Genomic DNA, 22,269 nt, shown 5'->3' with positions numbered 1-22,269 from the left:
CCATGCTAGGCCAGGGACCTGCCTTCACACTGCCCGGCCGGGGAGCGTGAGTTGGTTAGACTGGTAGCCGCAGGCTTCGTGCCTTTGCCTGCAGCACCTTTGTTGCTCAGCTCTCGCACGTCAGCATCACTTCCATTCACCTCAACACGGCCGGAAACAGGTAAGAACGGTACATGTCGAATTCCATACCGGGGACGGACTCCCCAGACAACGCGGCACCCAATCCGCTTGACGAGACAGCCATTGCGGCTGCCGTTGATTCAGCGCTCGCAGCCATAGGCTCCGCAGCGGACCTGGATGCCCTCAAGGACGTCCGGATCGCCGTCACCGGCGAGAAGTCTCCGCTGTCACTGGCCAACCGGACCATCGGCAAGCTGCCCAAGGACCAGAAGGCTGCGGCAGGCAAGCTGGTAGGCCCGGCCCGCGGCCGGATTAACTCGGCGCTCGCAGCACGCACCGTCGAGCTGGAAGCCGAGCGCGACGCCCGGATCCTCGTCGAAGAGGCCGTAGACGTCACTGCAGCCCCGCGGCGCCGCCACATTGGCGGACGGCACCCCATCTCCACGCTCCAGGACCGCGTCGCAGACGTATTCGTGGGTATGGGCTGGGAGATCGCCGAAGGCCCCGAGGTGGAATCCGAGTGGTTCAACTTCGACGCCCTGAACTTCAAGCCGGACCACCCGGCCCGCGAAATGCAGGACACCTTCTTCGTGGAACCGCCCGAGGCGCACCTGGTGATGCGAACGCATACCTCCCCGGTCCAGGTCCGCTCCATGCTTGAGCGCGACCTGCCGATTTACGTCCTGTGCCCGGGCAAGGTATTCCGGACCGACGAGCTCGACGCCACGCACACGCCGGTGTTCCACCAGTTCGAGGGCCTGGCCATCGACAAGGGCCTGACCATGGCGGACCTGGTCGGCACCCTGGAGCACTTCACCCGGGTGCTCTTCGGCGACGAGGCGAAAGTCCGTCTGCGGCCGAACTACTTCCCGTTCACCGAGCCCAGCGCCGAGCTGGACATCTGGCATCCCGGCGCCAAGGGCGGCCCGCGCTGGATCGAGTGGGGCGGCTGCGGCATGGTCAACCCCAACGTGCTCCGCGCTGCCGGGATCGACCCCGAGGTCTATTCAGGTTTTGCCTTCGGCATGGGCATTGACCGTGCCCTCATGTTCCGTAACGAGGTTTCGGACATGCACGAAATGATTGAAGGCGACGTACGTTTCAGCGAACACTTCGGGATGGAGATCTAAGTGAGAATCCCACTTTCCTGGCTGCGCGAGTATGCCCAGGTTCCGGCGGACGCAACCGCCGAAGACGTCATGGAGGACCTGGTAAAGGTCGGCCTGGAGGAAGAGGACGTTCACCGTCCCTCCGACGAGCTGCAGGGTCCGATTGTGGTGGGCCAGGTGCTCAGTATGGAACCGGAGCCGCAGAGCAACGGCAAAACCATCAACTGGTGCTCGGTCCGCGTGGTGCCCGAAGGCGCCGAGCAGACCCTGACCGGCAAGGGCATTGAGCCTTCCGGCGTGCAGGGGATTGTCTGCGGCGCGCACAACTTCACAGTGGGGGACAAGGTGGTTGTCACCCTGCCCGGCGCCGTGCTGCCCGGCGACTTCCGGATCAGCCCCCGCAAGACCTATGGGCACGTCTCCGCCGGCATGATCGCCTCGGTGCGTGAACTGGGCATCGGCGAGGACCACGACGGCATCCTCGTACTCTCCACGCTGGGCCTGGACCCCGAGGTGGGCACGGACGCCATGGAGCTGCTGGGGCTGTATGACCAGGCGGCGGAAATCAACGTCACCCCGGACCGCGGCTATGTCTTCTCCATCCGCGGCGCGGCCCGCGAGTACGCCCACGCCACCGGGACCCGGTTCACCGACCCGGCTGCCGCCGTCGTTGTCCCCGAGGCTGACGGCAACGGATACCCGGTGCGGCTCGAGGACGCCGCACCCATCTACGGCAAGCCCGGCTGCGACCGGTTTGTGGCCCGCACGGTGCGCGGCGTGGATCCGTCCCGGCCCACTCCGCCGTGGATGTCCGCCCGGCTGCGTCTGGCCGGCATCCGCTCCATCTCGCTGGTGGTGGATATTTCCAACTACGTGATGCTCGAACTCGGCCAGCCGCTGCACTTCTACGACCTGGACAAGCTCACCGGTGAAATTGTGGTGCGCCGCGCCGCCGAGGGCGAAACCCTGAAGACACTGGATGAGAAGGAACGCCGGCTGTCCCCGGAGGACCTGCTGATCACCGACGGCTCCGGTGCCATCGGCATTGCCGGCGTGATGGGCGGAGCCTCCACTGAGGTCTCCGGCGGCACGCAGAACGTGCTGATTGAGGCTGCGCACTTCGAGGAAGTGAGCATTGCCCGCTCGCGCCGCCGCCACAAGCTGCCCTCCGAAGCGTCCAAGCGCTTCGAGCGCGGCGTGGACTGGAATGTCGCCGACGTGGCCGCCCAGCGGGCGGTGGACCTGCTGGTGGAACTCGCCGGCGGAACCGCCGATGAGTCAGTGACCGACGTCGGCACCGCTCCCGAACCCCGCCGCATCGACCTGCCGGCACAGTTCCCGTCGCAGCTGATCGGCCTGGACTTCACCGAGTCCCAGATCACCGGCACGCTTCAGGACCTTGGCGCCTCCGTGGAGAAGACCGAGGGCGGCTACCTGGTCACCCCGCCGAGCTGGCGCCCGGACCTGGAGACGCCGCAGGACCTCACCGAGGAAATCATCCGCCTGGTGGGGTATGACAAGATTCCCTCCACCCTGCCCGTGGCACCTCCCGGACGCGGCCTGACCCGTGTCCAGCAGCAGCGCCGACGGCTGATGCAGTCCCTTGCTGCGGCCGGCCTCACCGAGGTGCTGTCCTACCCGTTTGTCACCGAAGCGGACAACAACACCTTCGGCGCACCGGAGGAGGGCGGCGTGCAGGCACTGAAGCTGGCCAACCCGCTCAGTGCCGAGTACGGCTACCTGCGCACCTCGGTGCTGCCGGGGCTGTTCGAGGTAGCCAAGCGGAACATGTCCCGCGGCTTCCGCGACCTGGCACTGTTCGAATCCGGGACGGTCTTCCTGCCCGGCGATCACCTGGGCACCGAAAGCATCCCGCCGCTGGGCGCCAAACCGTCCGACGAGGTGCTGGATGAGCTGTATGCCGGCATCCCCGACCAGCCGCTGCACGTGGGTGTGCTGCTGGCCGGCCACGAGTCCGCCCCCGGCGCCGGCACCACGCCGCGCACCTGGGACTGGGCCGACGCCGTGGACTTCGCCCGGATGATGGGCGACGTCCTGGGTGTGGAACTGGTGGTGGAACAGGGTACCCACCAGGCCTTCCATCCCGGCCGCACCGCGCGCATTGCACTGCGCAGCGGCGAGACCGTGGGCTACGCCGGCGAACTGCACCCGAAGCTGCTTGCTGCCCGGGACATCCCGGCCCGGACCGTGGCTGCGGAACTGGACGTGGATGCGCTCTTCGACGCCGCACCCGATGTCATTGTTGCCCGTCCCATCTCCAGCTTCCCCATCTCCACGCAGGACGTGGCGCTGGTGGTGGCTGAGGACGTGCCGGCTGAGCAGGTCCGCGAGGCTCTGCGGGAAGGTGCCGGCGAACTGCTCGAAGACGTGGCACTGTTCGACGTCTACGCGGGGGCCGGCATTGAGCCCGGGTCCAAGTCACTGGCATTCGCGCTCCGCTTCCGTGCACCGGACCGGACGCTGACTGCCGATGAGGCTTCGGAGGCCCGGGCCGCTGCCGTCGCGCTGGCCGCCGAACGCTTCGGCGCCGTGCAGCGCTAGGCAGGCACCAGCCAGACAAAAAGGGTCCCGTCGGATGTTCCGGCGGGACCCTTTTGTGTGAGCGCTGCGTAACCGGCTGGGGCTTGTAACCGGCTGGGGCGTCAGGCCCCTGCCTCTCCTGAGTCCAGGCCCACCATGACCCACCAGGCGAGATCCTCATCGCTCGCCAGCCGGGATTCGGGCACGGTCAGCCAGTTCCGGCCCATCGGGCGGTTACTGCCCATGACGGCTTCTTCCGCGCCGCGTTCAAGCAGGTCCTCATAACGGGCGGGGTCAATGTGCACCAGCAGGTCACCGCCTGCCCCGGCCGCGACGGCCAGGCGCTCGTCCACCATAAAGGACAGCCCGCCGAACATACGCACCTCACGGACGTTGGGCCGCGGCGCCAGGACCTGCCGCAGCCGCCCTGCCAGGTAGTCGCGGGCCACCGGGCGATTTGTCACCATGCCGGGCCTCCTTGCCTTGCATTTGGCATTCTCCCCGCGCTGGATATTAGGCCCCGAAGGCAGGGTCCCGCTAGGGCGCCAGCAGCACCTTGCCCGTGGTGCGCCGGCCCTCCAGATCCGCCTGGGCACGCGACGCTTCCGAGAGCGGGTAGGTGGCCCCGATCCGTACGTCCAGGGTTCCGGCCAGCACGGCATCGAAGAGTTCGCGTGCCCGCCACTGCCGTTCCTCCGGTGTCAGCAGATAGTGCGCCAGGGTGGGGCGGGTGAGGAACAGTGAACCCGAGGAGTTCAACCGCTGGATATCGAACGGCGGCACCTGTCCGGAGGCTCCGCCGAAGAGCACCATCATGCCCCGGGTGCGCAGGCTCGCCAGGGACGCATCAAAAGTGGCCGCACCCACGCCGTCGTACACCACATCCACGCCCGTGCCGCCGGTCAGCGCACGGACCTGGCCGGTGAACCCCTCGTAGCGCAGCACATGGTCTGCGCCGGCGCCGCGGGCCAGGAGCTCCTTTTCCTCCGTGGAAACCGTGGTGATCACGGTGGCCCCCTTGGCCTTGAGCAGCTGGATCAGCAGCAGCCCCACCCCGCCGGCTCCGGCATGGACCAGGGCTGTCTGCCCCTCCTGCACCGGGAAGGTGGAGTTGCACAGATAATGCGCGGTCATGCCCTGGAGCATCAGGGCCGCGGCGGTTTCATCGCTGATTCCGGCCGGCACCGGCAGGGCGACGTCGGCATCCATCACCGTGTACTGGGAATAGGTGCCTCCGCCCTCGGCCGTGGCCACCCGGTCGCCTTCCCGGAACCCGGAGTCCCGCCCGGCGGAGACCACCGTACCGGCCGCCTCAGCACCGGGTATGAAGGGATATGACATGGGATAAACCCCGGCGCGCTTGTACGTGTCAATGAAGTTCACCCCCGCCGCGGCCACTTTCACCAGCAGCTGGCTCGGGCCGGGCTCGGGAAGGTCAACGTCTTCATAACGCAGGATTTCGGGGCCGCCCGCCTGCGGGACGACAATGGCTTTGTGCATGGCATGGCCTTTTCTGTGGCTGGAACGTGCCGCTTAACAATGTGCTCCCCATCATACGGTTTGCATAATTATTGGAGCCATTGCATAAATGTGCTGTAGGGTGAATGGCATGACGATTTCCGTAGCAGTATCCGGTGCCAGCGGCTATGCCGGCGGTGAAGTGCTGCGCCTGCTCGCCGGCCATCCGGACGTGAGCATCGGCGCCATCACCGCCCACAGCAACGCCGGCACCCGCCTCGGGGAGCTCCAGCCGCACCTGCACGCTTTGGCGGACCGCGTCCTGGGGGAGACAACGGTGGAAAATCTGGCCGGCCACGACGTCGTGTTCCTCGCGCTCCCGCACGGCGCCAGCGCCGCGATTGCCGCGCAGCTCGATGCAGACACCCTGGTGATCGACGCCGGCGCGGACCACCGGCTGGAGGATCCGCAGGCGTGGGAAAAGTTCTACGGATCCGCCCACGCCGGCACCTGGCCCTACGGCCTGCCCGAGCTTCCCGGCCACCGCGACCGGCTCAAGGGCGCCCGCCGGATTGCGGTGCCCGGCTGCTATCCCACCAGTTCGCTGCTGGCGCTGACCCCCGGGTTCGCGGCCGGGCTGCTGGAGCCCGACGACGTCGTCATCGTTTCCGCCTCCGGCACCTCGGGAGCGGGCAAGGCAGCCAAGCCGCACCTGCTCGGCTCCGAGGTACTGGGCGGCATGAGCCCCTACGGCGTCGGCGGCAGCCACCGGCACACACCCGAAATTGAGCAGGGCCTCTCCGCCGCCGCCGGGGAAACCGTGGCGGTGTCCTTTACGCCCACCCTCGCACCGATGGCCCGCGGCATCCTCACCACCGCCACCGCGAAGGTCCGTCGCGGCACCGACCCGGCCGAATTGCGCGCCGCCTGGGAAGCTGCCTACGCCGGCGAGCACTTTGTCCGCGTACTCCCGGAAGGACAGTGGCCCGCCACCAAGATGGTGGTCGGTTCCAACTACGCCGTGATGCAGCTGGCCTATGACGCCCACGCCAACCGGGTGATCGTCAGCTGCGTCATCGATAACTTGAACAAGGGAACTGCCGGCGGCGCCGTGCAGTCCATGAACATTGCCCTCGGCCTGGAAGAGACCGCGGGACTGACGCAGCAGGGGGTGGCTCCGTAATGAGTGCCGCAGAAAGCAAAACCAGCACCGGCATCACCGTCCCGGCCGGATTCCGTGCCGCCGGCGTCACCGCAGGGCTCAAGGACTCCGGCGGGTCGGACGTGGCCCTGGTGGTCAACGACGGACCCTCCAAGGCGGCAGCCGCCGTGTTCACCCGCAACCGGGTGGCGGCCGCGCCCGTGCTGTGGTCCAGGCAGGCGGTCTCCGACGGGCGGGCCGACGCCGTCATCCTCAACTCCGGCGGTGCCAACGCCTGCACCGGCGCCGAGGGGTTCCAAAACACCCACGCCACCGCGGAAAAGACTGCCGCCCTCCTGGGGATCAGCGCCTCCGATGTCCTGGTCTGCTCCACCGGCCTGATCGGTATGCAGCTGCCGATGGACAAACTGATCCCCGGCGTCGAAGCCGCCGCAGCGGACCTTTCTGCCGACGGCGGTCTGGCCGCGGCGCAGGCCATCATGACCACCGACACCGTGGCCAAGCAGGCAGTGTTCACCGGCGCGGACGGCAGCTTCAGCATTGGCGGCATGGCCAAGGGTGCGGGAATGCTCGCCCCCGGTCTGGCCACCATGCTGGTGGTCCTGACCACCGACGCAGACGTTGCCGCCCCGGCACTGGATGAGGCACTGCGCGCTGCCACGGCGGTGACCTTTGACCGCACGGACTCCGACGGCTGCATGTCCACCAATGACACCGTGATCCTGCTGGCCTCCGGCGCTTCCGGAACGGTGCCCGACGGGGACGAATTCACCCGCGGCCTCACCGAGGTCTGCCACTCGCTGGCCCAGCAGCTCATCACCGATGCCGAGGGCGCCAGCCACGACATCGCCATCACCACCGTCAACGCCGCCACCGTGGCCGACGCGGAAACGGCGTCCCGCGCCGTCGCCCGTTCCAACCTCTTCAAGACCGCGATCTTCGGCAACGACCCGAACTGGGGCAGGGTGCTTTCCGCCGTCGGGACCACCGACGCCGCCTTCGAACCGGACCGGATCGACGTGCGCATCAACGGGGTCCAGGTCTGCCGCAACGGCGGCATTGGCGAGCCGCGCGAGTCGGTGGATCTTGCCCCGCGCGCCGTGAGCGTGGAAATCGACCTGCACGCCGGCACGGAAAGCGCCACCATCTGGACCAATGACCTGACCACGGACTACGTCCACGAGAATTCGGCCTACAGCAGCTAACCGGGGGATGAGCATGAGCACACCAGCAGCAGCCGGGGAACGGCTGCGGGCACAGGACAAGGCGGAAACGCTGATCGAGGCACTGCCCTGGATCCAGCGCTTCGCAGGCACCACCATGGTCATCAAGTACGGCGGCAACGCCATGGTCAATGACGAACTGCGCCGGGCCTTCGCCGAGGATATTGTCTTCCTCCACCATGCCGGCGTGCACCCCGTGGTTGTTCACGGCGGCGGCCCGCAGATCAGTACCTTCCTGGACCGGCTCGGTATCGAGTCCGAATTCCGCGGCGGCCTGCGCGTCACTACCCCCGAAGCCATGGACGCGGTACGCATGGTGCTGACCGGCCAGGTGGGACGCGAACTGGTGGGCCTGGTCAATTCCCACGGACCCTACGCCGTGGGCCTCTCCGGTGAGGACGGCGGACTGCTGCAGGCCGTACGCACCGGCACCGTAGTGGACGGGGAGGAAGTGGACCTGGGCCTGGTCGGGGAAGTGGTGGGCGTGAATCCCGCCGCCATCCTGGACCTGGTGGCCGCGGGGCGGATCCCGGTGATCAGCACCGTGGCTCCGGAAGTGGACGCCGACGGCGGTCCTACCGGACAGGTGCTCAACGTCAACGCGGATACGGCCGCCGCAGCACTGGCTGTGGCGCTGGGCGCGTCCCGGCTGGTGGTACTGACTGACGTGGAAGGACTCTACGCGGACTGGCCGGATAAGTCGTCACTGATTTCCTCGCTCACCGCAGGCGAGCTGCGCAGCATGCTGCCCACCCTTGAAGCCGGCATGATCCCCAAGATGCAGGCCTGCCTGGCCGCCGTGGACGGCGGGGTGGAGCGCGCGGCAGTGGTGGACGGCCGGATGGCCCACTCCATGCTGCTGGAAATTTTCACCGCAGCAGGCATCGGCACCCAGGTTGTTCCGGAGGAGGACCATGCATAACACCGAAGCCAGGCATGCCGCGGCCCAGGGCTCAGCGGAATGGCTGCAGCGCTACGATTCCTCGCTGATGGGTGTTTTCGGCACCCCGCAGCGGGTGCTGGTCAGTGGCAGCGGCTGCTATGTCGAAGATGCCGACGGCAAGCAGTACCTCGACCTGCTTGGCGGTATCGCCGTCAACGCACTGGGCCACGCCCATCCTGAACTGGTGGCCGCCGTGCAGGAACAGCTGTCCACCCTGGGCCATGTCTCGAATTTCTTCACCAGTCCCGCCCAGGTCCTCCTGGCCGAACGCCTGCTGGCCCTGGCCGGCGCACCGGCGGGTTCCAAGGTGTTCTTCGCGAACTCCGGCACCGAAGCCAATGAGGCGGCGTTCAAGCTGGCCCGCCGCAACACCGATCCGGCCACCGGCCGGACCCGGATCCTGGCCCTGGACGGTGCATTCCACGGCCGGACCATGGGCGCGCTGGCACTGACCGCCAAGCCCGCCTACCGTGAGCCGTTCCAGCCGCTGCCCGGCGGTGTGGAGCATCTTCCGTTCGGGGACATTGCCGCCCTGACCAATGCGGTGGATGAAAGCGTGGCCGCGGTCTTCCTGGAACCCATCCAGGGCGAGGCAGGGGTGCGGATGCTGCCCGAGGGGTACCTGGAGGCAGCCCGTGAGGCCACCCGGTCCGCCGGCGCCCTGCTGATCTTTGACGAGGTGCAGACCGGCGTTGGCCGCACCGGCACCTGGTTCGCGTCCGAAGGCGTCCTGCCCGATGCCATGACGCTGGCCAAGGGCCTGGGCGGCGGCATCCCGGTAGGTGCACTGCTGACCTTCGGCGAAGGCCCGGCGAACCTGCTCGCTGCAGGAATGCACGGGACCACGTTCGGCGGAAACCCGGTGGCGGCAGCAGCCGCCCTGGCCACGCTGTCCGTGCTGGAATCCCGGGATCTGCTGGCCAACGTCCGGGCCACGGGCGAGTTCCTGAGCCGCAGGCTCGCAGCTGTGGACGGGGTGGCGGAGGTACGCGGCAGGGGCTTCCTGATCGGCATTGATCTGGACGGCCCGTTTGCCCCGGCGGCCGTGGCCGCGGCACTGGAGGCCGGCTTCATCATCAACAGCACCGGCCCGGCGACGCTGCGGCTGGCCCCGCCGCTGATCCTCACCGCCGAGCAGGCCGGAACGTTCCTGGACGCCCTGCCCGGGATCCTCCACTCGGCCCGCGCCGCGGCCGCCCCCACCCCGATCACCGGCACAACCGAAGGAAAACCATGACCCGCCACTTCCTGGTAGACACCGACCTGACACAGGCGGAGCAGGCCGAAGTCCTGGACCTGGCTGCCGCGCTGAAGCAGGACCGTTACAAGTACCAGCCGTACGCCGGGGAGTCCACCGGGCGCAAAACGGTCGCGGTCATCTTTGACAAGACCTCCACCCGGACCCGGGTCTCCTTCGCCGCCGGCATCTCCGATCTGGGCGGCGTGCCGCTGATCATCGGGGCAGGGGAGTCCCAACTGGGCCACAAGGAAAGCGTCGCGGACACCACCAAGGTCCTTGAACGCATGGTCTCCACCATCGTGTGGCGGACATACGCCCAGTCCGGGCTGGAGGAAATGGCAGCGAACTCATCGGTGCCGGTCATCAACGCACTCTCCGATGACTACCACCCCTGCCAGCTGCTCGCGGATCTGCTGACCATCCGCGAACACAAAGGCACCCTCGCCGGCCTGACCCTGACCTATCTGGGGGACTGCGCCAACAACATGGCCAACTCCTACCTGCTCGCCGGGGTTACCGCCGGCATGCATGTGCGGGTGGCCGGGCCGGTGGGGTATCTGCCGGACCCGAAGATTGTTGACGCCGCCGCGGCCCGTGCCGAGGAAACCGGGGGATCGGTGATGATCACCACGGACGCCGCCGAAGCGCTGGCCGGAGCCGACGTCGTTGCCACTGATACGTGGGTCTCCATGGGCCAGGAAGCCGAGAAATCCGCCCGGCAGGAGCTGTTCCGCAGCTATGCTGTGGATGCCGGGGCCATGGAACAGGCAGCGGATGACGCCGTCGTGCTGCATTGCCTGCCCGCCTACCGCGGCTACGAAATTTCCGCCGATGTCATCGATGGACCGCAGTCCGTGGTCTGGGACGAGGCAGAGAACCGCCTGCACGCGCAGAAGGCCCTGATGGTCTGGCTGATGGCGCGCTCGGGCCTGACCGCAACACCGGAGGCACACTCATGAGCATGCCCGCGACGAAGACCGCACGCCAGGCGCGGATCCGCACCCTGCTGACCGGCCTGTCCGTGCGTTCGCAGGCGGAACTGGCGGCGCTGCTGGCCGACGACGGCGTCCAGGTAACCCAGGCAACCCTCTCCAGGGACCTGGTGGAACTGGGCGCGGTGCGGATGCGCGGCAAGGACGGCGCCCTCGTGTACGCCGTCCCGTCCGAGGGCGGGGAACGCTCACCGAAATCCGGGGTCACCCAGGAAGTGCTCGATGCCCGTCTGGCCCGGCTCTGCGGCGAACTGCTGGTCACTGCCGAAGCCTCCGCGAACATCGTGGTGCTGCGCACCCCGCCCGGTGCTGCGAACTTCCTGGCACTGGCCATCGACCATTCGGTCCTGCCCTCTGTCCTGGGCACCATCGCCGGTGACGACACCGTCATGATGGTGACCCGGGAACCCGACGGCGGCGCCGACCTGGCCGCGCGGTTCCTGCGCATCGCAGATGACGCCACCAACAACGGCACGGCCCCTGAAAGCCGGATCCTGTAACCGTGCAGAAGCCGGTCCCGGACCGCACCCCACCAACTTCATCCTGAACCAACCAGCAGCCCCCAGGGGCTGCGTCCAATGCAAGAGGAGCAAATTTCGTGAGTGAACGTATTGTTCTGGCCTACTCCGGTGGCCTGGATACGTCAGTAGCCATCGGCTGGATCGCCGAGGCAACCGGTGCTGAAGTCATCGCCGTCGCCGTAGACGTAGGACAGGGCGGCGAGTCCCTGGAGACCATCCGCCAGCGCGCCCTGGACTGCGGTGCCGTCGAAGCCTACGTGGCGGATGCCCGTGAGGAATTCGCCGCCGAGTACTGCATGCCGGCGCTGAAGGCCAACGGCCTGTACATGGATTCCTACCCGCTGGTTTCCGCCCTGTCCCGCCCGGTGATCGTCAAGCACCTGGTGGCCGCCGCGCGCCAGTTCGGTGCCACCACGGTCTCGCACGGTTGCACCGGCAAGGGCAATGACCAGGTCCGCTTCGAAGTCGGCATCCAGACCCTGGGCCCGGACCTGAAGTGCATTGCACCGGTCCGGGACCTGGCCCTGACCCGCGACAAGGCGATTTCCTTCGCAGAAGCCAAGAACCTGCCGATCGCCACCACTAAGAAGAACCCGTTCTCCATTGACGCCAACGTCTGGGGCCGCGCGGTGGAAACCGGCTTCCTGGAAGACATCTGGAACGGACCCACCCCGGACGTCTACGAGTACACCTCCGATCCCGCGGCAGCACCTGCCGCCGACGAAGTGGTCATCACCTTCAAGGAAGGCATCCCGGTGGCCATCGACGGCAAGCCCGTCACCCCGCTGCAGGCCATCGAGGAAATGAACCGCCGCGCCGGCGCCCAGGGCATCGGCCGGATCGACATTGTCGAGGACCGCCTGGTGGGCATCAAGAGCCGCGAAATCTACGAAGCGCCGGGCGCCATGGCGCTGATGGCGGCCCACCGCGAACTCGAAAACGTCACGGTGGAACGCGAGCAGGCCCGCTTCAAGAAGACGGTTGGCCAGCGCTGGACCGAGCTGGTCTATGACGGCCAGTGGTTCTCCCCGCTGAAGCAGTCCCTGGACGCCTTCATCGAAGACACCCAGAAGTACGTTTCCGGGGACATCCGCATGAACATGCACGGCGGCCGCGCCGTGGTGACCGGACGCCGCTCCGATTCCTCGCTGTATGACTTCAACCTGGCCACCTACGACACCGGCGACAGCTTCGACCAGTCCATGGCCCGCGGTTTCATCGAGCTGTTCGGGATGTCCTCCAAGGTGGCCTCCGGCCGCGACCAGCGCCTAGCAGAAGGTAAGTAAGCACATGAGCCACGGCAAGCTGCCGGAAGAAGCCACGGGCTCCGGCTCGTCCGGATCAACCGTCCAGGGCGCTTTGTGGGGAGGCCGGTTCGCCGGCGGCCCCGCAGATGCCCTCGCCGCGCTGAGCAAGTCCACCCACTTCGACTGGCGGCTTGCCGGCTATGACATTGCCGGGTCCCGCGCCCACGCCCGTGTGCTGCACAAGGCCGGGCTGCTGGACGACGCCGAGCTGGAGGGAATGCTTGAAGCACTGGACCGGCTCGACGCCGATGTGAAGTCCGGTGCCTACGTCCCCGCCGAGTCCGACGAGGACGTCCACGGTTCCCTGGAACGCGGCCTGATCGAGCGTGCCGGTGCGCAGCTGGGCGGCAAGCTCCGGGCCGGACGGTCCCGCAATGACCAGATTGCCACGCTGGGCCGGATGTACCTGCGCGACCACGCACGCATCATCGGTGCCGGTGTGCTCTCAGTGATCGAAGCCCTGGTGGGCCAGGCGCAGGCGCATCTGGGTGTGGCCATGCCCGGGCGCACGCACCTGCAGCACGCCCAGCCGGTGCTGCTCAGCCATCACCTGCTGGCCCATGCCTGGGCTCTGCTGCGGGATGTGCAGCGCCTGGCGGACTGGGACAAACGGGCGGCCGTTTCTCCCTACGGCTCCGGTGCCCTGGCCGGTTCCTCCCTGGGCCTGGACCCGAACGCCGTTGCTGCGGACCTCGGTTTCGACTCCGCCGTTTGGAACTCCATTGACGGCACCGCCTCCCGGGACGTGTACGCCGAGTTCTCCTGGGTGGCCGCGATGATCGGCGTGGACCTGTCCCGGATCAGTGAGGAAGTCATCCTGTGGGCCACCAAGGAGTTCTCCTTTGTGACCCTGGACGATGCCTTCTCCACCGGATCATCCATCATGCCGCAGAAAAAGAACCCCGACGTAGCCGAACTGGCGCGCGGCAAGGCCGGCCGCCTGATCGGTGACCTCACCGGCCTCCTGGCCACGCTGAAGGGCTTGCCGCTGGCCTACAACCGGGACCTGCAGGAGGACAAGGAACCGGTCTTCGACGCGGCGGACACGCTGGAACTGCTGCTTCCTGCAGTGTCCGGCATGATTGCCACGCTGACGTTCAACACCGGGCGGATGCAGTCACTGGCTCCGCAGGGCTTTGCCCTGGCCACCGATATCGCGGAGTGGCTGGTCCGCCAGGGTGTTCCGTTCCGGGAGGCGCACGAGCTGTCCGGTGCCGCCGTGCAGCTGGCTGAGGGCCGCGGCGTCGAACTGTGGGACCTGACCGACGAGGAATACGCCGGCATTTCTCCCCACCTGACCCCGGAGGTCCGCTCGGTGCTCAGTACCGAAGGATCCCTGGACAGCCGCAGCTCGCAGGGCGGCACGGCACAGTCCGCGGTGGAACAGCAGCTCGCAGAACTGCACCGGCAGCTGGAGGCGGTCCGCGGCTACGCCGGCTGAGGCTACCTGCCGCGGACACAGGCCCCGGGGAGCATGGCTCCCCGGGGCTTATGCGTCCGGAGACGGACGGTTACCGTGGGCCCTATGAGTACCTCCTTCCGGGCACAGCTGCGTGCCCTGCCTGATTTCCCCGACACCATGCCGACCTTTGATCCGGACGCCGCACCGCAGGATCCGGCGGAGCTTTTCCGGCTTTGGCTGGCCGAGGCACTGGCTGCCGGGATCCGCCAGCCGCACGCGTTCTCCCTGGCCACCGCGGGCAGCGCAGGGCAGCTCTCCTCCAGGATGCTGATCCTGAAGGACATCGACGACGGCGGCTGGCAGTTCGCGACAGCGCGCACTTCCCGCAAGGGCGGGGAACTGGCAGCTCACCCGTATGCGGCCATGAACTTTTATTGGCCTGAGCTCGGACGGCAGATCCGCGTGGCCGGTTCCGTGGACCTGCTTTCCGCTGAGGCATCGGCAGCGGACTGGGATGCGCGGCCGGCGTCGGACGGCACCGCCAATCCCGCCTGGCAGCTCTATTCGCTGGTACCGCGGGAGATCGAGTTCTGGCAGGCCAGCGCGGACCGCCGCCACATTCGTCACCGGATGACGTTCTAGGTGGCCCGGCACCGTCAGCCGCCGGAATACCCGGATTTGTGGTCAAACTGCCTGCCGCCCCCTCCCGGCAGGACTTGCTCCGGCGCTAGCCTTGAACCGCGCCTCCAAGTCCAATCCGGCTACCGAAGAGGGTTCGCCATGACCAGCTCCAGCAGTGCAGGAATCCCGGCTCCCGCCGGGCGGATCGAGCAGCACCCGGACGGATACACGCTGACGTTTGAACGCAGGCTGGACTTCCCGGTGGACCATGTCTGGGACGTGCTCACCAACCGGGACAAGGTGGCCCAGTGGCTGGGCATCATCACTCCCGCCTGGCAGATCGGCAAGGAATACCGGCTGGACATGGGCGAATCAGCCGTGACGGGCACCGTGCTGCAGATGAGTCCGGGCGCGAGTCTGCAGCTGACATGGGAGGACCCGCTGGGGGACGAATCCGTGCTGGACTGGCAGGTGCATCAAAGCGCGGACGGGGCTGTGCTGCAGTTCCGCACCCATGAGAACACTGCCGATTTCCTGACGGAAGGTGCCGCCGGCTGGCAGGGGATTCTGGAGGCCTTCGACGCCGTGGTGGCCGGCATTGAACCGGTCAGGACCGATGATCCCGACCAGTGGCTGGGGCTGCGGGACGCCTACGCCGAGGACTTTGACGTTTCACCCACCATGGGCCGGCTGGATAACCTGCGCGCCCCCGCCGAGGTTGTGTTTGAACGCTGGTACAGCGCCCCGGCCGGCGACGTCGGCCCGGCGCTGGAACGGGCGGCAGCCCGGTTTGGGATCGGCCAGGGCGCACGCATCGACATCGGCGAGGACGCAGGACATGTTCGGGTGATCATCCGCGATCCGGTCACCGGCGGTCCCGACGCCGCGGCCGAACGGCTCGCAGCCTGGCACATGGCCCTGGATGCCGCCGGAGCCGGCCTCGCCGGACACGAGGCGAATCCCAGTTCACGCCGGCTCGTGGCCCTGAAGGATTTCTACCGCGGCCCGGCCGACGGCGCCTGACCGCAGGCGGCGCCTGAGCGCTGATCTCCGTCCGCAGCCGCCGCCCAACGCCCCGGCGCCCCGGGACCACCTGCGGACAGCGGACCCCGCGCGGCTTGCTACCGTCGGAGTATGGGTTTTTCACGTGACAGAGAACGTCTTGCCGTCCCCGCCACCGAGGCAGCACCACACCTGCTCGGTGCGGTACTGACGCATGAGGCCGAGGGGGAGCGCGTGAGCGTACGGATCACCGAGGTGGAGGCCTACATGGGTGATGTTGACCCGGGGTCACACGCCTTCCGCGGCAGGACGGCACGGAACGCCACCATGTTCGGGCCTGCCGGGCACCTCTACGTGTACTTCACCTACGGCATGCATTACTGCGCCAACGTGGTCTGCGGCACCGACGGGTTCGCCACCGGTCTCCTGCTGCGTGGCGGCGAGGTGGTGGAGGGCGCGGACATCGCGGCGGCCCGGCGCGGAAACCCGCGCAACAGCCTGGATCTGGCCCGGGGGCCGGCACGTCTGGCACAGGCACTGGGCATTGCACGCGGGTTGGACGGAGCCGATGTGTTTGCCTCCCCGCTGCAGCTGGCCCTCCCGCCGGAGCCAGTTCCGGCCGCGCAGGTTTCCACCGGACCGCGCGTTGGCGTCAGCGGCCCCGGAGGGACGGCTGACTACCCGTGGCGGTACTGGCTGACCGGTGACCCGACCGTCTCGAAATACCGTCCCGCCCAGCCGCGGAAACGGCCGGCCGGAGCGACCGCGCGGCGGCCCTAGAACACCGTTCGCCGCCCGGGGGATGAATCCTCCCGGGCGGCGAACGGCGAAGGGGTTCCCGGTCCGCGCCGGCTAGGAGCGCGGCAGCGGAGCCTGGGCCGAGATGAGCCGGTTCTCCAGCAGCTCATCCCAGAACGCCCCGGGAATACGGGCCGTGATGGCCGCCATGTCCTCAGCCAGGCGTTCGGGCCGGCTGGATCCGGGGATGACCGCCGCCACGGCCGGGTGGGCCGTGGAGAACTGCAGGGCGGCTGCCTTCAGGCTGACATTGTGCCGCCGGGCTATCGCGGTCATCTGATCAATCCGGGCCTTGACTGCCGGCGGGATTTCGGCGTAATCGAAGTAGTCGCCGCCCAGCAGCGCACCCGAATTGAAAGGACCGCCAACCACAATGCCCACGCCCTTGTCCAGGGCGGCGGGCATCATCCGCTGCAGGGCACGCTCGTGCTGCAGCAGGGTGTACTGGGTAGCGGAGAGGTTCATGGTCGGCGCCGCCTGCTCCATGTCCATGGCCAGCTCAATGGGCTCGGTGGTGTTCACGCCCAGTCCCCAGCCGCTGATCACGCCTTCCTCCTGCAGCCGGGCAAGGACGCGGAACGCCCCGGTCCTTGCCTCGTCGAACTTGGTGATCCACTCGTCCCCGAGGAAGTCCCGGGACGTGTCGTGGATGAAGACGAAGTCCAGCCGGTCGGTCTTCAGCCGCTTCAGGCTTTCCTCGATGGAACGCAGGGTGGCATCGGCCGTGTAGTCCGTTGCAATCCTGTTCGAGCGCCCGTGCGTAAAGAGGCCCTCGCCTTTCTCCTCTTCCTCGTCCAGGATCAGCCGGCCGACCTTGGTGCTGAGTGCGTACTCGTCCCGGTTGTACTGCGAAAGGACCTCGCCCAGGCGGGACTCGGCCAGCCCGGCACCGTAGAAGGGGGCGGTATCGAAGTAGCGGATGCCCGCGTTCCAGGCAGCTTCCACGGTGGCAAGCGCCTCGTCCCCGGGAATGTCCCGGTACATGTTTCCCAGCGGGGCGGTGCCGAAGCCGATCTTGTTTGCGAGCACGTCATGCAGGTTGGCCATGTGATGAAATCCTTGACTGTTGTCCGGTAAATCCGAAGGGCCGGCAGAACGGACCCTTCCGGACGTGGCAACGGCAGCCCATAGGTCTTTATTCCTTTGCCGGGGCCCTGCGGTGTCCCGCTTTGCTGGCCCTTCCCCTCCGGCTGCCGGGCGCTGCAAGGCGAGAGAAGTGCCACAGCACCCGGTCCTTCCCCGGCTGTCACGGAGGGGAGCGGGTAAGGTGGATGCGTGAAAGATGCCCCGGCAGAACCGGTAAATAACGAGACCATTGCACAAACCATCGACCGCCTGGGCGCCGTAATTCCCGATTACCCCCAGCCCGGCGTCGTCTTCCGGGACCTGACTCCGGTCTTCGCCGACGGTCCGGCGCTGCGCGGCGTGGTGGACGCACTCACTGCTCCCTTTGAAGGCCGGTTCGATTACGTGGTCGGAGTGGAAGCACGCGGTTTCCTGCTGGCTGCCGCTGCTGCCTATGCCTCCGGAAAGGGTGTTATTACCGTCCGCAAGCCGGGCAAGCTTCCCCGCGAGGTCTTCGCGGAGAACTACTCCCTGGAATACGGGGAAGGCACGCTCGAGCTGCACCGCGATGACATGCCCGCCGGGTCCCGGGTGCTGATCCTGGATGATGTCCTCGCCACCGGCGGCACCCTCGCTGCGGCGGCCCGCCTGCTCCGCAAGGCGGGCGCGGAAGTGGCCGGATTCGGCGTCGTGCTGGAACTGGGTGAGCTGGGCGGCAGGGAACGCCTCGGTGACACACCCGTGGAAGCGCTCGTCCGCTACTAGGTGCCCCGCGGTCGCAGCCGGATCCTGCCCGGGGTACCCGCTGCGACACGCTAGCGCACAGGCAGAAGCTGAGAGAGAAACCGCATACATTAGTGACCTGCAAAAGTCCAAATGCACTGTAAGATTGACGCTCTGCCTTTGCGAGAGGGAACGCCAAAATGTCTGAAACACCTTCAGCTCCCAACGAGCTGGAACACGAGCGTCAGTACGTGGCCGGTCTGTACCACCGGCTGGACGAACTGCGCGCGGAAAAGATGGAGCAGCTCGCCGCGATCCGGCGCAGCCACTCCGCGGGTTCCCACCAGAACCGGTCCGAGCGGGATGCCTTCGCCACCATGTACGAGGACCGGCTGGCGCAGTTGAATGCCGTGGACGAGCGCCTCGTTTTCGGGCGGCTGGACCTCGACGACGGTGAGAAGCGCTATATCGGCCGCATCGGCCTGTCCACCGAGGACCTGCAGCGGCTGATGGTGGACTGGCGCGCCCCCGAAGCCGGAACCTTCTACCAGGCAACCGCCTTCGAGCGCCAGGGTGTGCGCAGGCGCCGGCACCTGATCCTGAAGGGCCGCAACGTCCAGGCCATCGAAGATGACGTGCTGGACTACACCATGCTGGAAGACGAGCCGGAACTGCAGGGAGAGGGTGCCCTGCTGGCCGCGCTGAACTCCAAGCGCACCGGCCAGATGTCCGACATCGTCGGCACCATCCAAGCTGAACAGGACCGCATTATCCGTGCCCCGCTGTCCGGCACGCTGGTAGTACAGGGCGGTCCGGGTACCGGCAAAACCGCGGTCGCCCTGCACCGCGCGGCCTACCTGCTCTACACCCACCGCGAACGGCTGAAGTCCGCCGGTGTGCTGCTCGTCGGCCCGTCCAACGCGTTTATCCGTTACATCGAGCGTGTCCTGCCGTCCCTCGGCGAGACCGGCGTGGTGATGTCGAGCCTGGGCCAGCTGATGCCCGGCATCACGGCAACCCACGAGGAAGACCCCGCTACCGCCGAGGTCAAGGGCCGGCTGTCCATGGCCAAGGTTGTGGCCCGCGCCGTCGCCAACCGGCAGCGCCTGCCAATCGGGCCGCGGAAGCTGAACGTCGAAGGCACCATCCTCACGCTGACCCCCCGGCAGGTCCAGCGTGCACGTGACAAGGCGCGCGCCACCGGCAAGCCGCACAATGAAGCGCGCGTCACCTTCGTGAAGATCCTGCTGCGTGAACTGACCGAGCAGATGACAGAACAGCTCGAGGAATCCGCCGGAGCCGGCAACAGCACTGACCGGGCTTATCTGGCTGAAGACGTCCGCAGCGCCCGGGACGTCCGGGTGGCGCTGAACCTGTGCTGGATGCCGATGACGCCGGAAAAACTGATCTCCGACCTGTTCAGCAAGCCCGGCCAGCTCGAAGCCGCGGCGCCGGAACTGACCGACCGCGAACTGGACCTGCTGCGCCGCAGCGCCGACGCGCCGTGGACCGAAGCCGATGTTCCGCTGCTGGATGAGGCGGCGGAACTGCTCGGAGAGTTGGATGCCTCCGCCGGACGCGAGAACGCCCTGCGCGAGGAACAGCGCAAGCGGGACCTGGCCAACGCTGAAAGCGCTATTGCCAACACCGAAGGTTTCCTTGAAGACTCCGGTGCCCACGGCATCCTGTCCGCCGAGGATCTGGCGGACCACAATGCGGTGGGGGAGGCGCGGCTGACCGCTGCGGACCGCGCGGCAGTGGACCGCACCTGGGCCTTCGGGCACATTGTGGTGGACGAGGCACAGGAGCTGTCCGCCATGCAGTGGCGCCTGCTGATGCGTCGCTGCCCGCTGAAGTCCTTCACCGTGGTGGGCGACATTGCCCAGACGAGCTCCGCTGCCGGTGCCAGCTCCTGGCAGGCCGCACTTGATCCGTTCGTGGGGGAGCGGTGGACCTTGGAGGAGCTGACGGTGAACTACCGCACGCCGGCACAGATCGCCGAAGCGGCCGTACGCATGGCCAACGCGGCCGGGCTGGTGGTCTCCGCCCCGAAGGCGGTCCGTGAAGGGCGCTGGGCGCCGTTCATCGACGAAGTCCCCGACGGCGGCCTCGTTCCGCGCCTGCTGCAGACACTGCCCGAAGACCTGGACGCGCTCGACGGCGGCCTGCTGGCCGTCATCGCCGAGGACCACCGGCTGCCGGAAGTCCGCCGTGCGCTGACCGAGGTATACGGCCAGCGTGTGGGCTCGGGTGCCGGCGGGCTGGAACAGGACATTGTCGTAACATCTCCGCGCGAAGCAAAGGGCCTGGAGTTCGACGGCGTAGTCATTCTTGAGCCGTCCGAGCTGCTGACTGCCGCAGCAGGCAAGGTCGGAGACCTGTACGTGGCCATGACCCGGCCCACCCAGCGGCTGCGCCTGATCGCTGCCGAAGGCATACCTGCAGGAATTCCCGAAGAAGAATCCTGATAATTTAGAAAGCGTGTCAGACAACGTGAACCCCCGGGGCCTTGTAGCCCAGCAGAACGATCCGTCCTTTGCCAACATCTGGCAGGAACTCAAGTGGCGGGGCCTGGTCCAGGTCTCCACCGACGAGGCGGAGCTGGAAAAGCTCCTGGCCGGGGGGCCGGTCACCTATTACTGCGGCTTTGATCCCACGGCGCCGAGCCTGCACCTGGGCAACCTGGTGCAGCTGCTGACCATGCGCCGGCTCCAGCTGGCAGGGCACCGCCCGCTCGCGCTGGTCGGCGGTTCCACCGGGCTGGTGGGGGATCCGCGCCCCACCGCCGAGCGCACCATGAACACGAAGGAAACCGTCAGCGAGTGGGTCGGTTACCTGCAGGGCCAGGTTCAGCGCTTCCTCAGCTTTGAGGGGGAGAACGCCGCCCGGATGGTGAACAACCTTGATTGGACGGCGCCCATGAGCGCCATCGACTTCCTGCGCGACGTGGGCAAGCACTTCCGCGTGGGCACCATGATCAAAAAGGAGATCGTCTCCTCGCGCCTGAACTCCGACGAAGGCATCAGCTACGCGGAGTTCAGCTACCAGGTCCTTCAGGGCATGGACTACCTGGAACTGTTCCGCAAGTACAACTGCGTACTGGAAACCGGCGGCTCCGACCAGTGGGGCAACCTCACCAGCGGCACCGAGCTGGTCCGTAAGGTAGAGGGGAAAACCGTCCACGCACTGGGAACTCCGCTGGTGACGAACAGCGACGGCACCAAATTCGGCAAGAGCGAAGGCAACGCTGTCTGGCTCGACGGCGAGATGACCAGCCCGTACGCGATGTACCAGTTCTGGCTGAACACCACCGATGCCGATGTAGTTGACCGGCTGAAGGTCTTCACCTTCATGAGCCGGCAGCGGATCGAGGAACTCGAGCGTGCCGTGGTAGAGGCACCGCACAAGCGCGAGGCCCAGCGTGCCCTTGCCTTTGACGTCACTTCCCTGATCCACGGTGTGGAGGCGACCGAAAAGGTCATCGCCGCCTCCGCCGCACTGTTCGGCCAAGGTGAAGTGAAGGACCTGGATGAGGCAACGCTGAAGGCTGCCACCGCAGAACTGCCGGTTGCAGCCGTCCCGGCCGACGGTTTGGGAATCGTGGACCTGCTGGTTGCCAGCGGACTGTCGAAAACCAGGTCTGAAGCTCGGCGGACTGCGTCCGAAGGCGGAGCTTACGTCAACAACACCAAGGTGGCAGATGCGGATGCCGTGGTGGAGCAGAGCGAGCTCCTGCACGGTAAGTACCTGCTGCTGCGCCGTGGCAAGCGGAACCTTGCGATGGTGGAAGTCTCCGCCGTATAGTTTTTAGTGCTTCCTTCGAGAAGCTCGGTTCTTTGTCCAGCCCGTTGCGGGGCCGCCTGGTGCGGTCCCGTGGCGGGTGGGACAGATCACTTCGATCCGGTTTGCAAGGACCGGGCGGGGTGTGTAAAGTAATTGAAGTCGCCGCGGCAGGGACGCTGAAAAAGCGCCCGAGCATGGCGGCCAAACCCCTTCGAAAATCAGAGTCCAACTCCCGTGCCCTTCACCGGGCCGGCGGAAA

19 protein-coding genes are annotated in these 22,269 nt (G+C 67.2%); 16 read left to right on the top strand and 3 right to left on the bottom strand.

The window, feature by feature from the left end; genetic code table 11:
• The first annotated feature begins 173 nt into the window (after window positions 1-173).
• Window positions 174-1,250 (top strand): phenylalanine--tRNA ligase subunit alpha, encoded by a 1,077-nt coding sequence (pheS, locus tag QWJ37_RS11150; RefSeq protein ID WP_227904504.1) that lies wholly within the window; start codon window positions 174-176, stop codon window positions 1,248-1,250.
• Window positions 1,251-3,791: a phenylalanine--tRNA ligase subunit beta gene (gene pheT, locus QWJ37_RS11145; protein ID WP_290245312.1), complete on the top strand. Its 2,541-nt coding sequence runs from the start codon at window positions 1,251-1,253 to the stop codon at window positions 3,789-3,791. It abuts the gene before it with no gap.
• 101 nt (window positions 3,792-3,892) lie between these two features.
• Here pheT and QWJ37_RS11140 read toward each other — a convergent pair whose 3' ends face one another.
• Both QWJ37_RS11140 and QWJ37_RS11135 read right to left on the bottom strand, forming a co-directional pair.
• Window positions 3,893-4,237, bottom strand: coding sequence for a TfoX/Sxy family protein (locus tag QWJ37_RS11140; RefSeq protein ID WP_227904508.1), 345 nt, complete (start codon window positions 4,235-4,237; stop codon window positions 3,893-3,895).
• Window positions 4,238-4,307: 70 nt separating this feature from the next.
• Entirely contained in the window at window positions 4,308-5,270 is a 963-nt protein-coding gene (locus tag QWJ37_RS11135) for a quinone oxidoreductase (RefSeq protein WP_290245311.1), read from the bottom strand.
• Between the two features lie 109 nt (window positions 5,271-5,379).
• Between QWJ37_RS11135 and argC the strand changes: the two genes are divergently transcribed.
• From argC to QWJ37_RS11080, 11 genes are all read left to right on the top strand, one after another.
• Entirely contained in the window at window positions 5,380-6,411 is a 1,032-nt protein-coding gene (gene argC / locus QWJ37_RS11130) for an N-acetyl-gamma-glutamyl-phosphate reductase (RefSeq protein WP_290245310.1), read from the top strand.
• Window positions 6,411-7,595, top strand: coding sequence for a bifunctional glutamate N-acetyltransferase/amino-acid acetyltransferase ArgJ (argJ, locus tag QWJ37_RS11125; protein WP_290245309.1), 1,185 nt, complete (start codon window positions 6,411-6,413; stop codon window positions 7,593-7,595). The genes argC and argJ overlap by 1 nt, the downstream gene beginning before the upstream one ends.
• A gap of 13 nt (window positions 7,596-7,608) precedes the next feature.
• Window positions 7,609-8,535, top strand: a complete 927-nt coding sequence (argB, locus tag QWJ37_RS11120; RefSeq protein WP_227904519.1) for an acetylglutamate kinase — start codon at window positions 7,609-7,611, stop codon at window positions 8,533-8,535.
• Window positions 8,528-9,793: an acetylornithine transaminase gene (locus QWJ37_RS11115; RefSeq protein WP_290245308.1), complete on the top strand. Its 1,266-nt coding sequence runs from the start codon at window positions 8,528-8,530 to the stop codon at window positions 9,791-9,793. The genes argB and QWJ37_RS11115 overlap by 8 nt, the downstream gene beginning before the upstream one ends.
• Entirely contained in the window at window positions 9,790-10,755 is a 966-nt protein-coding gene (argF, locus tag QWJ37_RS11110; RefSeq protein ID WP_227929032.1) for an ornithine carbamoyltransferase, read from the top strand. Before QWJ37_RS11115 ends, argF begins: the two co-directional genes overlap by 4 nt.
• Complete coding sequence (locus QWJ37_RS11105) at window positions 10,752-11,288, top strand: arginine repressor (RefSeq protein WP_227904528.1); 537 nt, start codon at window positions 10,752-10,754, stop codon at window positions 11,286-11,288. Before argF ends, QWJ37_RS11105 begins: the two co-directional genes overlap by 4 nt.
• Window positions 11,289-11,386: 98 nt before the next feature.
• The gene (locus QWJ37_RS11100; protein ID WP_227904530.1) at window positions 11,387-12,595 is read left to right on the top strand and encodes an argininosuccinate synthase; all 1,209 of its coding nucleotides are present in this window, start codon (window positions 11,387-11,389) and stop codon (window positions 12,593-12,595) included.
• A 4-nt stretch (window positions 12,596-12,599) separates the two neighbouring features.
• The gene (gene argH / locus QWJ37_RS11095; RefSeq protein WP_290245307.1) at window positions 12,600-14,057 is read left to right on the top strand and encodes an argininosuccinate lyase; all 1,458 of its coding nucleotides are present in this window, start codon (window positions 12,600-12,602) and stop codon (window positions 14,055-14,057) included.
• A gap of 84 nt (window positions 14,058-14,141) precedes the next feature.
• On the top strand, window positions 14,142-14,660 hold the full coding sequence (locus tag QWJ37_RS11090) for a pyridoxamine 5'-phosphate oxidase family protein (RefSeq protein ID WP_290245306.1): 519 nt from the start codon (window positions 14,142-14,144) through the stop codon (window positions 14,658-14,660).
• A gap of 138 nt (window positions 14,661-14,798) precedes the next feature.
• Window positions 14,799-15,662, top strand: a complete 864-nt coding sequence (locus QWJ37_RS11085) for an SRPBCC domain-containing protein (protein ID WP_227904536.1) — start codon at window positions 14,799-14,801, stop codon at window positions 15,660-15,662.
• 111 nt (window positions 15,663-15,773) lie between these two features.
• Window positions 15,774-16,421 (top strand): DNA-3-methyladenine glycosylase, encoded by a 648-nt coding sequence (locus tag QWJ37_RS11080; RefSeq protein WP_227929036.1) that lies wholly within the window; start codon window positions 15,774-15,776, stop codon window positions 16,419-16,421.
• A gap of 72 nt (window positions 16,422-16,493) precedes the next feature.
• Here the strand turns inward: QWJ37_RS11080 and QWJ37_RS11075 are convergent, their stop codons facing one another.
• Window positions 16,494-17,486 (bottom strand): aldo/keto reductase, encoded by a 993-nt coding sequence (locus QWJ37_RS11075; protein ID WP_227904540.1) that lies wholly within the window; start codon window positions 17,484-17,486, stop codon window positions 16,494-16,496.
• A gap of 228 nt (window positions 17,487-17,714) precedes the next feature.
• On the opposite strand from QWJ37_RS11075, the gene QWJ37_RS11070 reads away from it, so the two are divergent.
• The 3 genes from QWJ37_RS11070 to tyrS all read left to right on the top strand — a co-directional run bounded on the left by QWJ37_RS11070 (window position 17,715) and on the right by tyrS (window position 22,031).
• Complete coding sequence (locus QWJ37_RS11070) at window positions 17,715-18,269, top strand: adenine phosphoribosyltransferase (RefSeq protein ID WP_227929038.1); 555 nt, start codon at window positions 17,715-17,717, stop codon at window positions 18,267-18,269.
• 158 nt (window positions 18,270-18,427) lie between these two features.
• Complete coding sequence (locus QWJ37_RS11065; RefSeq protein WP_290245305.1) at window positions 18,428-20,695, top strand: UvrD-helicase domain-containing protein; 2,268 nt, start codon at window positions 18,428-18,430, stop codon at window positions 20,693-20,695.
• Window positions 20,696-20,708: 13 nt separating this feature from the next.
• The gene (gene tyrS / locus QWJ37_RS11060) at window positions 20,709-22,031 is read left to right on the top strand and encodes a tyrosine--tRNA ligase (RefSeq protein WP_290245304.1); all 1,323 of its coding nucleotides are present in this window, start codon (window positions 20,709-20,711) and stop codon (window positions 22,029-22,031) included.
• Window positions 22,032-22,269: the final 238 nt, after the last annotated feature.

The sequence above is a fragment of the Arthrobacter sp. YD2 genome, assembly GCF_030410475.1.
In the GTDB taxonomy this organism is placed as follows: domain Bacteria; phylum Actinomycetota; class Actinomycetes; order Actinomycetales; family Micrococcaceae; genus Arthrobacter_B; species Arthrobacter_B zhangbolii.
The sequence above is the reverse complement of the archived record's forward strand: the minus strand, read 5'-3'. Positions and strand labels throughout refer to the sequence as shown.

What these genes read in the sequence shown, in the direction of transcription:
- pheS (WP_227904504.1), top strand. Translation starts at nt 174, where the DNA reads ATGTCGAATTCCATACCGGGGACGGACTCCCCAGACAACGCGGCACCC.
- QWJ37_RS11140 (WP_227904508.1), bottom strand. Translation starts at nt 4,237, where the DNA reads ATGGTGACAAATCGCCCGGTGGCCCGCGACTACCTGGCAGGGCGGCTG.
- QWJ37_RS11135 (WP_290245311.1), bottom strand. Translation starts at nt 5,270, where the DNA reads ATGCACAAAGCCATTGTCGTCCCGCAGGCGGGCGGCCCCGAAATCCTG.
- argC (WP_290245310.1), top strand. Translation starts at nt 5,380, where the DNA reads ATGACGATTTCCGTAGCAGTATCCGGTGCCAGCGGCTATGCCGGCGGT.
- argJ (WP_290245309.1), top strand. Translation starts at nt 6,411, where the DNA reads ATGAGTGCCGCAGAAAGCAAAACCAGCACCGGCATCACCGTCCCGGCC.
- argB (WP_227904519.1), top strand. Translation starts at nt 7,609, where the DNA reads ATGAGCACACCAGCAGCAGCCGGGGAACGGCTGCGGGCACAGGACAAG.
- QWJ37_RS11115 (WP_290245308.1), top strand. Translation starts at nt 8,528, where the DNA reads ATGCATAACACCGAAGCCAGGCATGCCGCGGCCCAGGGCTCAGCGGAA.
- argF (WP_227929032.1), top strand. Translation starts at nt 9,790, where the DNA reads ATGACCCGCCACTTCCTGGTAGACACCGACCTGACACAGGCGGAGCAG.
- QWJ37_RS11105 (WP_227904528.1), top strand. Translation starts at nt 10,752, where the DNA reads ATGAGCATGCCCGCGACGAAGACCGCACGCCAGGCGCGGATCCGCACC.
- argH (WP_290245307.1), top strand. Translation starts at nt 12,600, where the DNA reads ATGAGCCACGGCAAGCTGCCGGAAGAAGCCACGGGCTCCGGCTCGTCC.
- QWJ37_RS11090 (WP_290245306.1), top strand. Translation starts at nt 14,142, where the DNA reads ATGAGTACCTCCTTCCGGGCACAGCTGCGTGCCCTGCCTGATTTCCCC.
- QWJ37_RS11085 (WP_227904536.1), top strand. Translation starts at nt 14,799, where the DNA reads ATGACCAGCTCCAGCAGTGCAGGAATCCCGGCTCCCGCCGGGCGGATC.
- QWJ37_RS11080 (WP_227929036.1), top strand. Translation starts at nt 15,774, where the DNA reads ATGGGTTTTTCACGTGACAGAGAACGTCTTGCCGTCCCCGCCACCGAG.
- QWJ37_RS11075 (WP_227904540.1), bottom strand. Translation starts at nt 17,486, where the DNA reads ATGGCCAACCTGCATGACGTGCTCGCAAACAAGATCGGCTTCGGCACC.
- QWJ37_RS11065 (WP_290245305.1), top strand. Translation starts at nt 18,428, where the DNA reads ATGTCTGAAACACCTTCAGCTCCCAACGAGCTGGAACACGAGCGTCAG.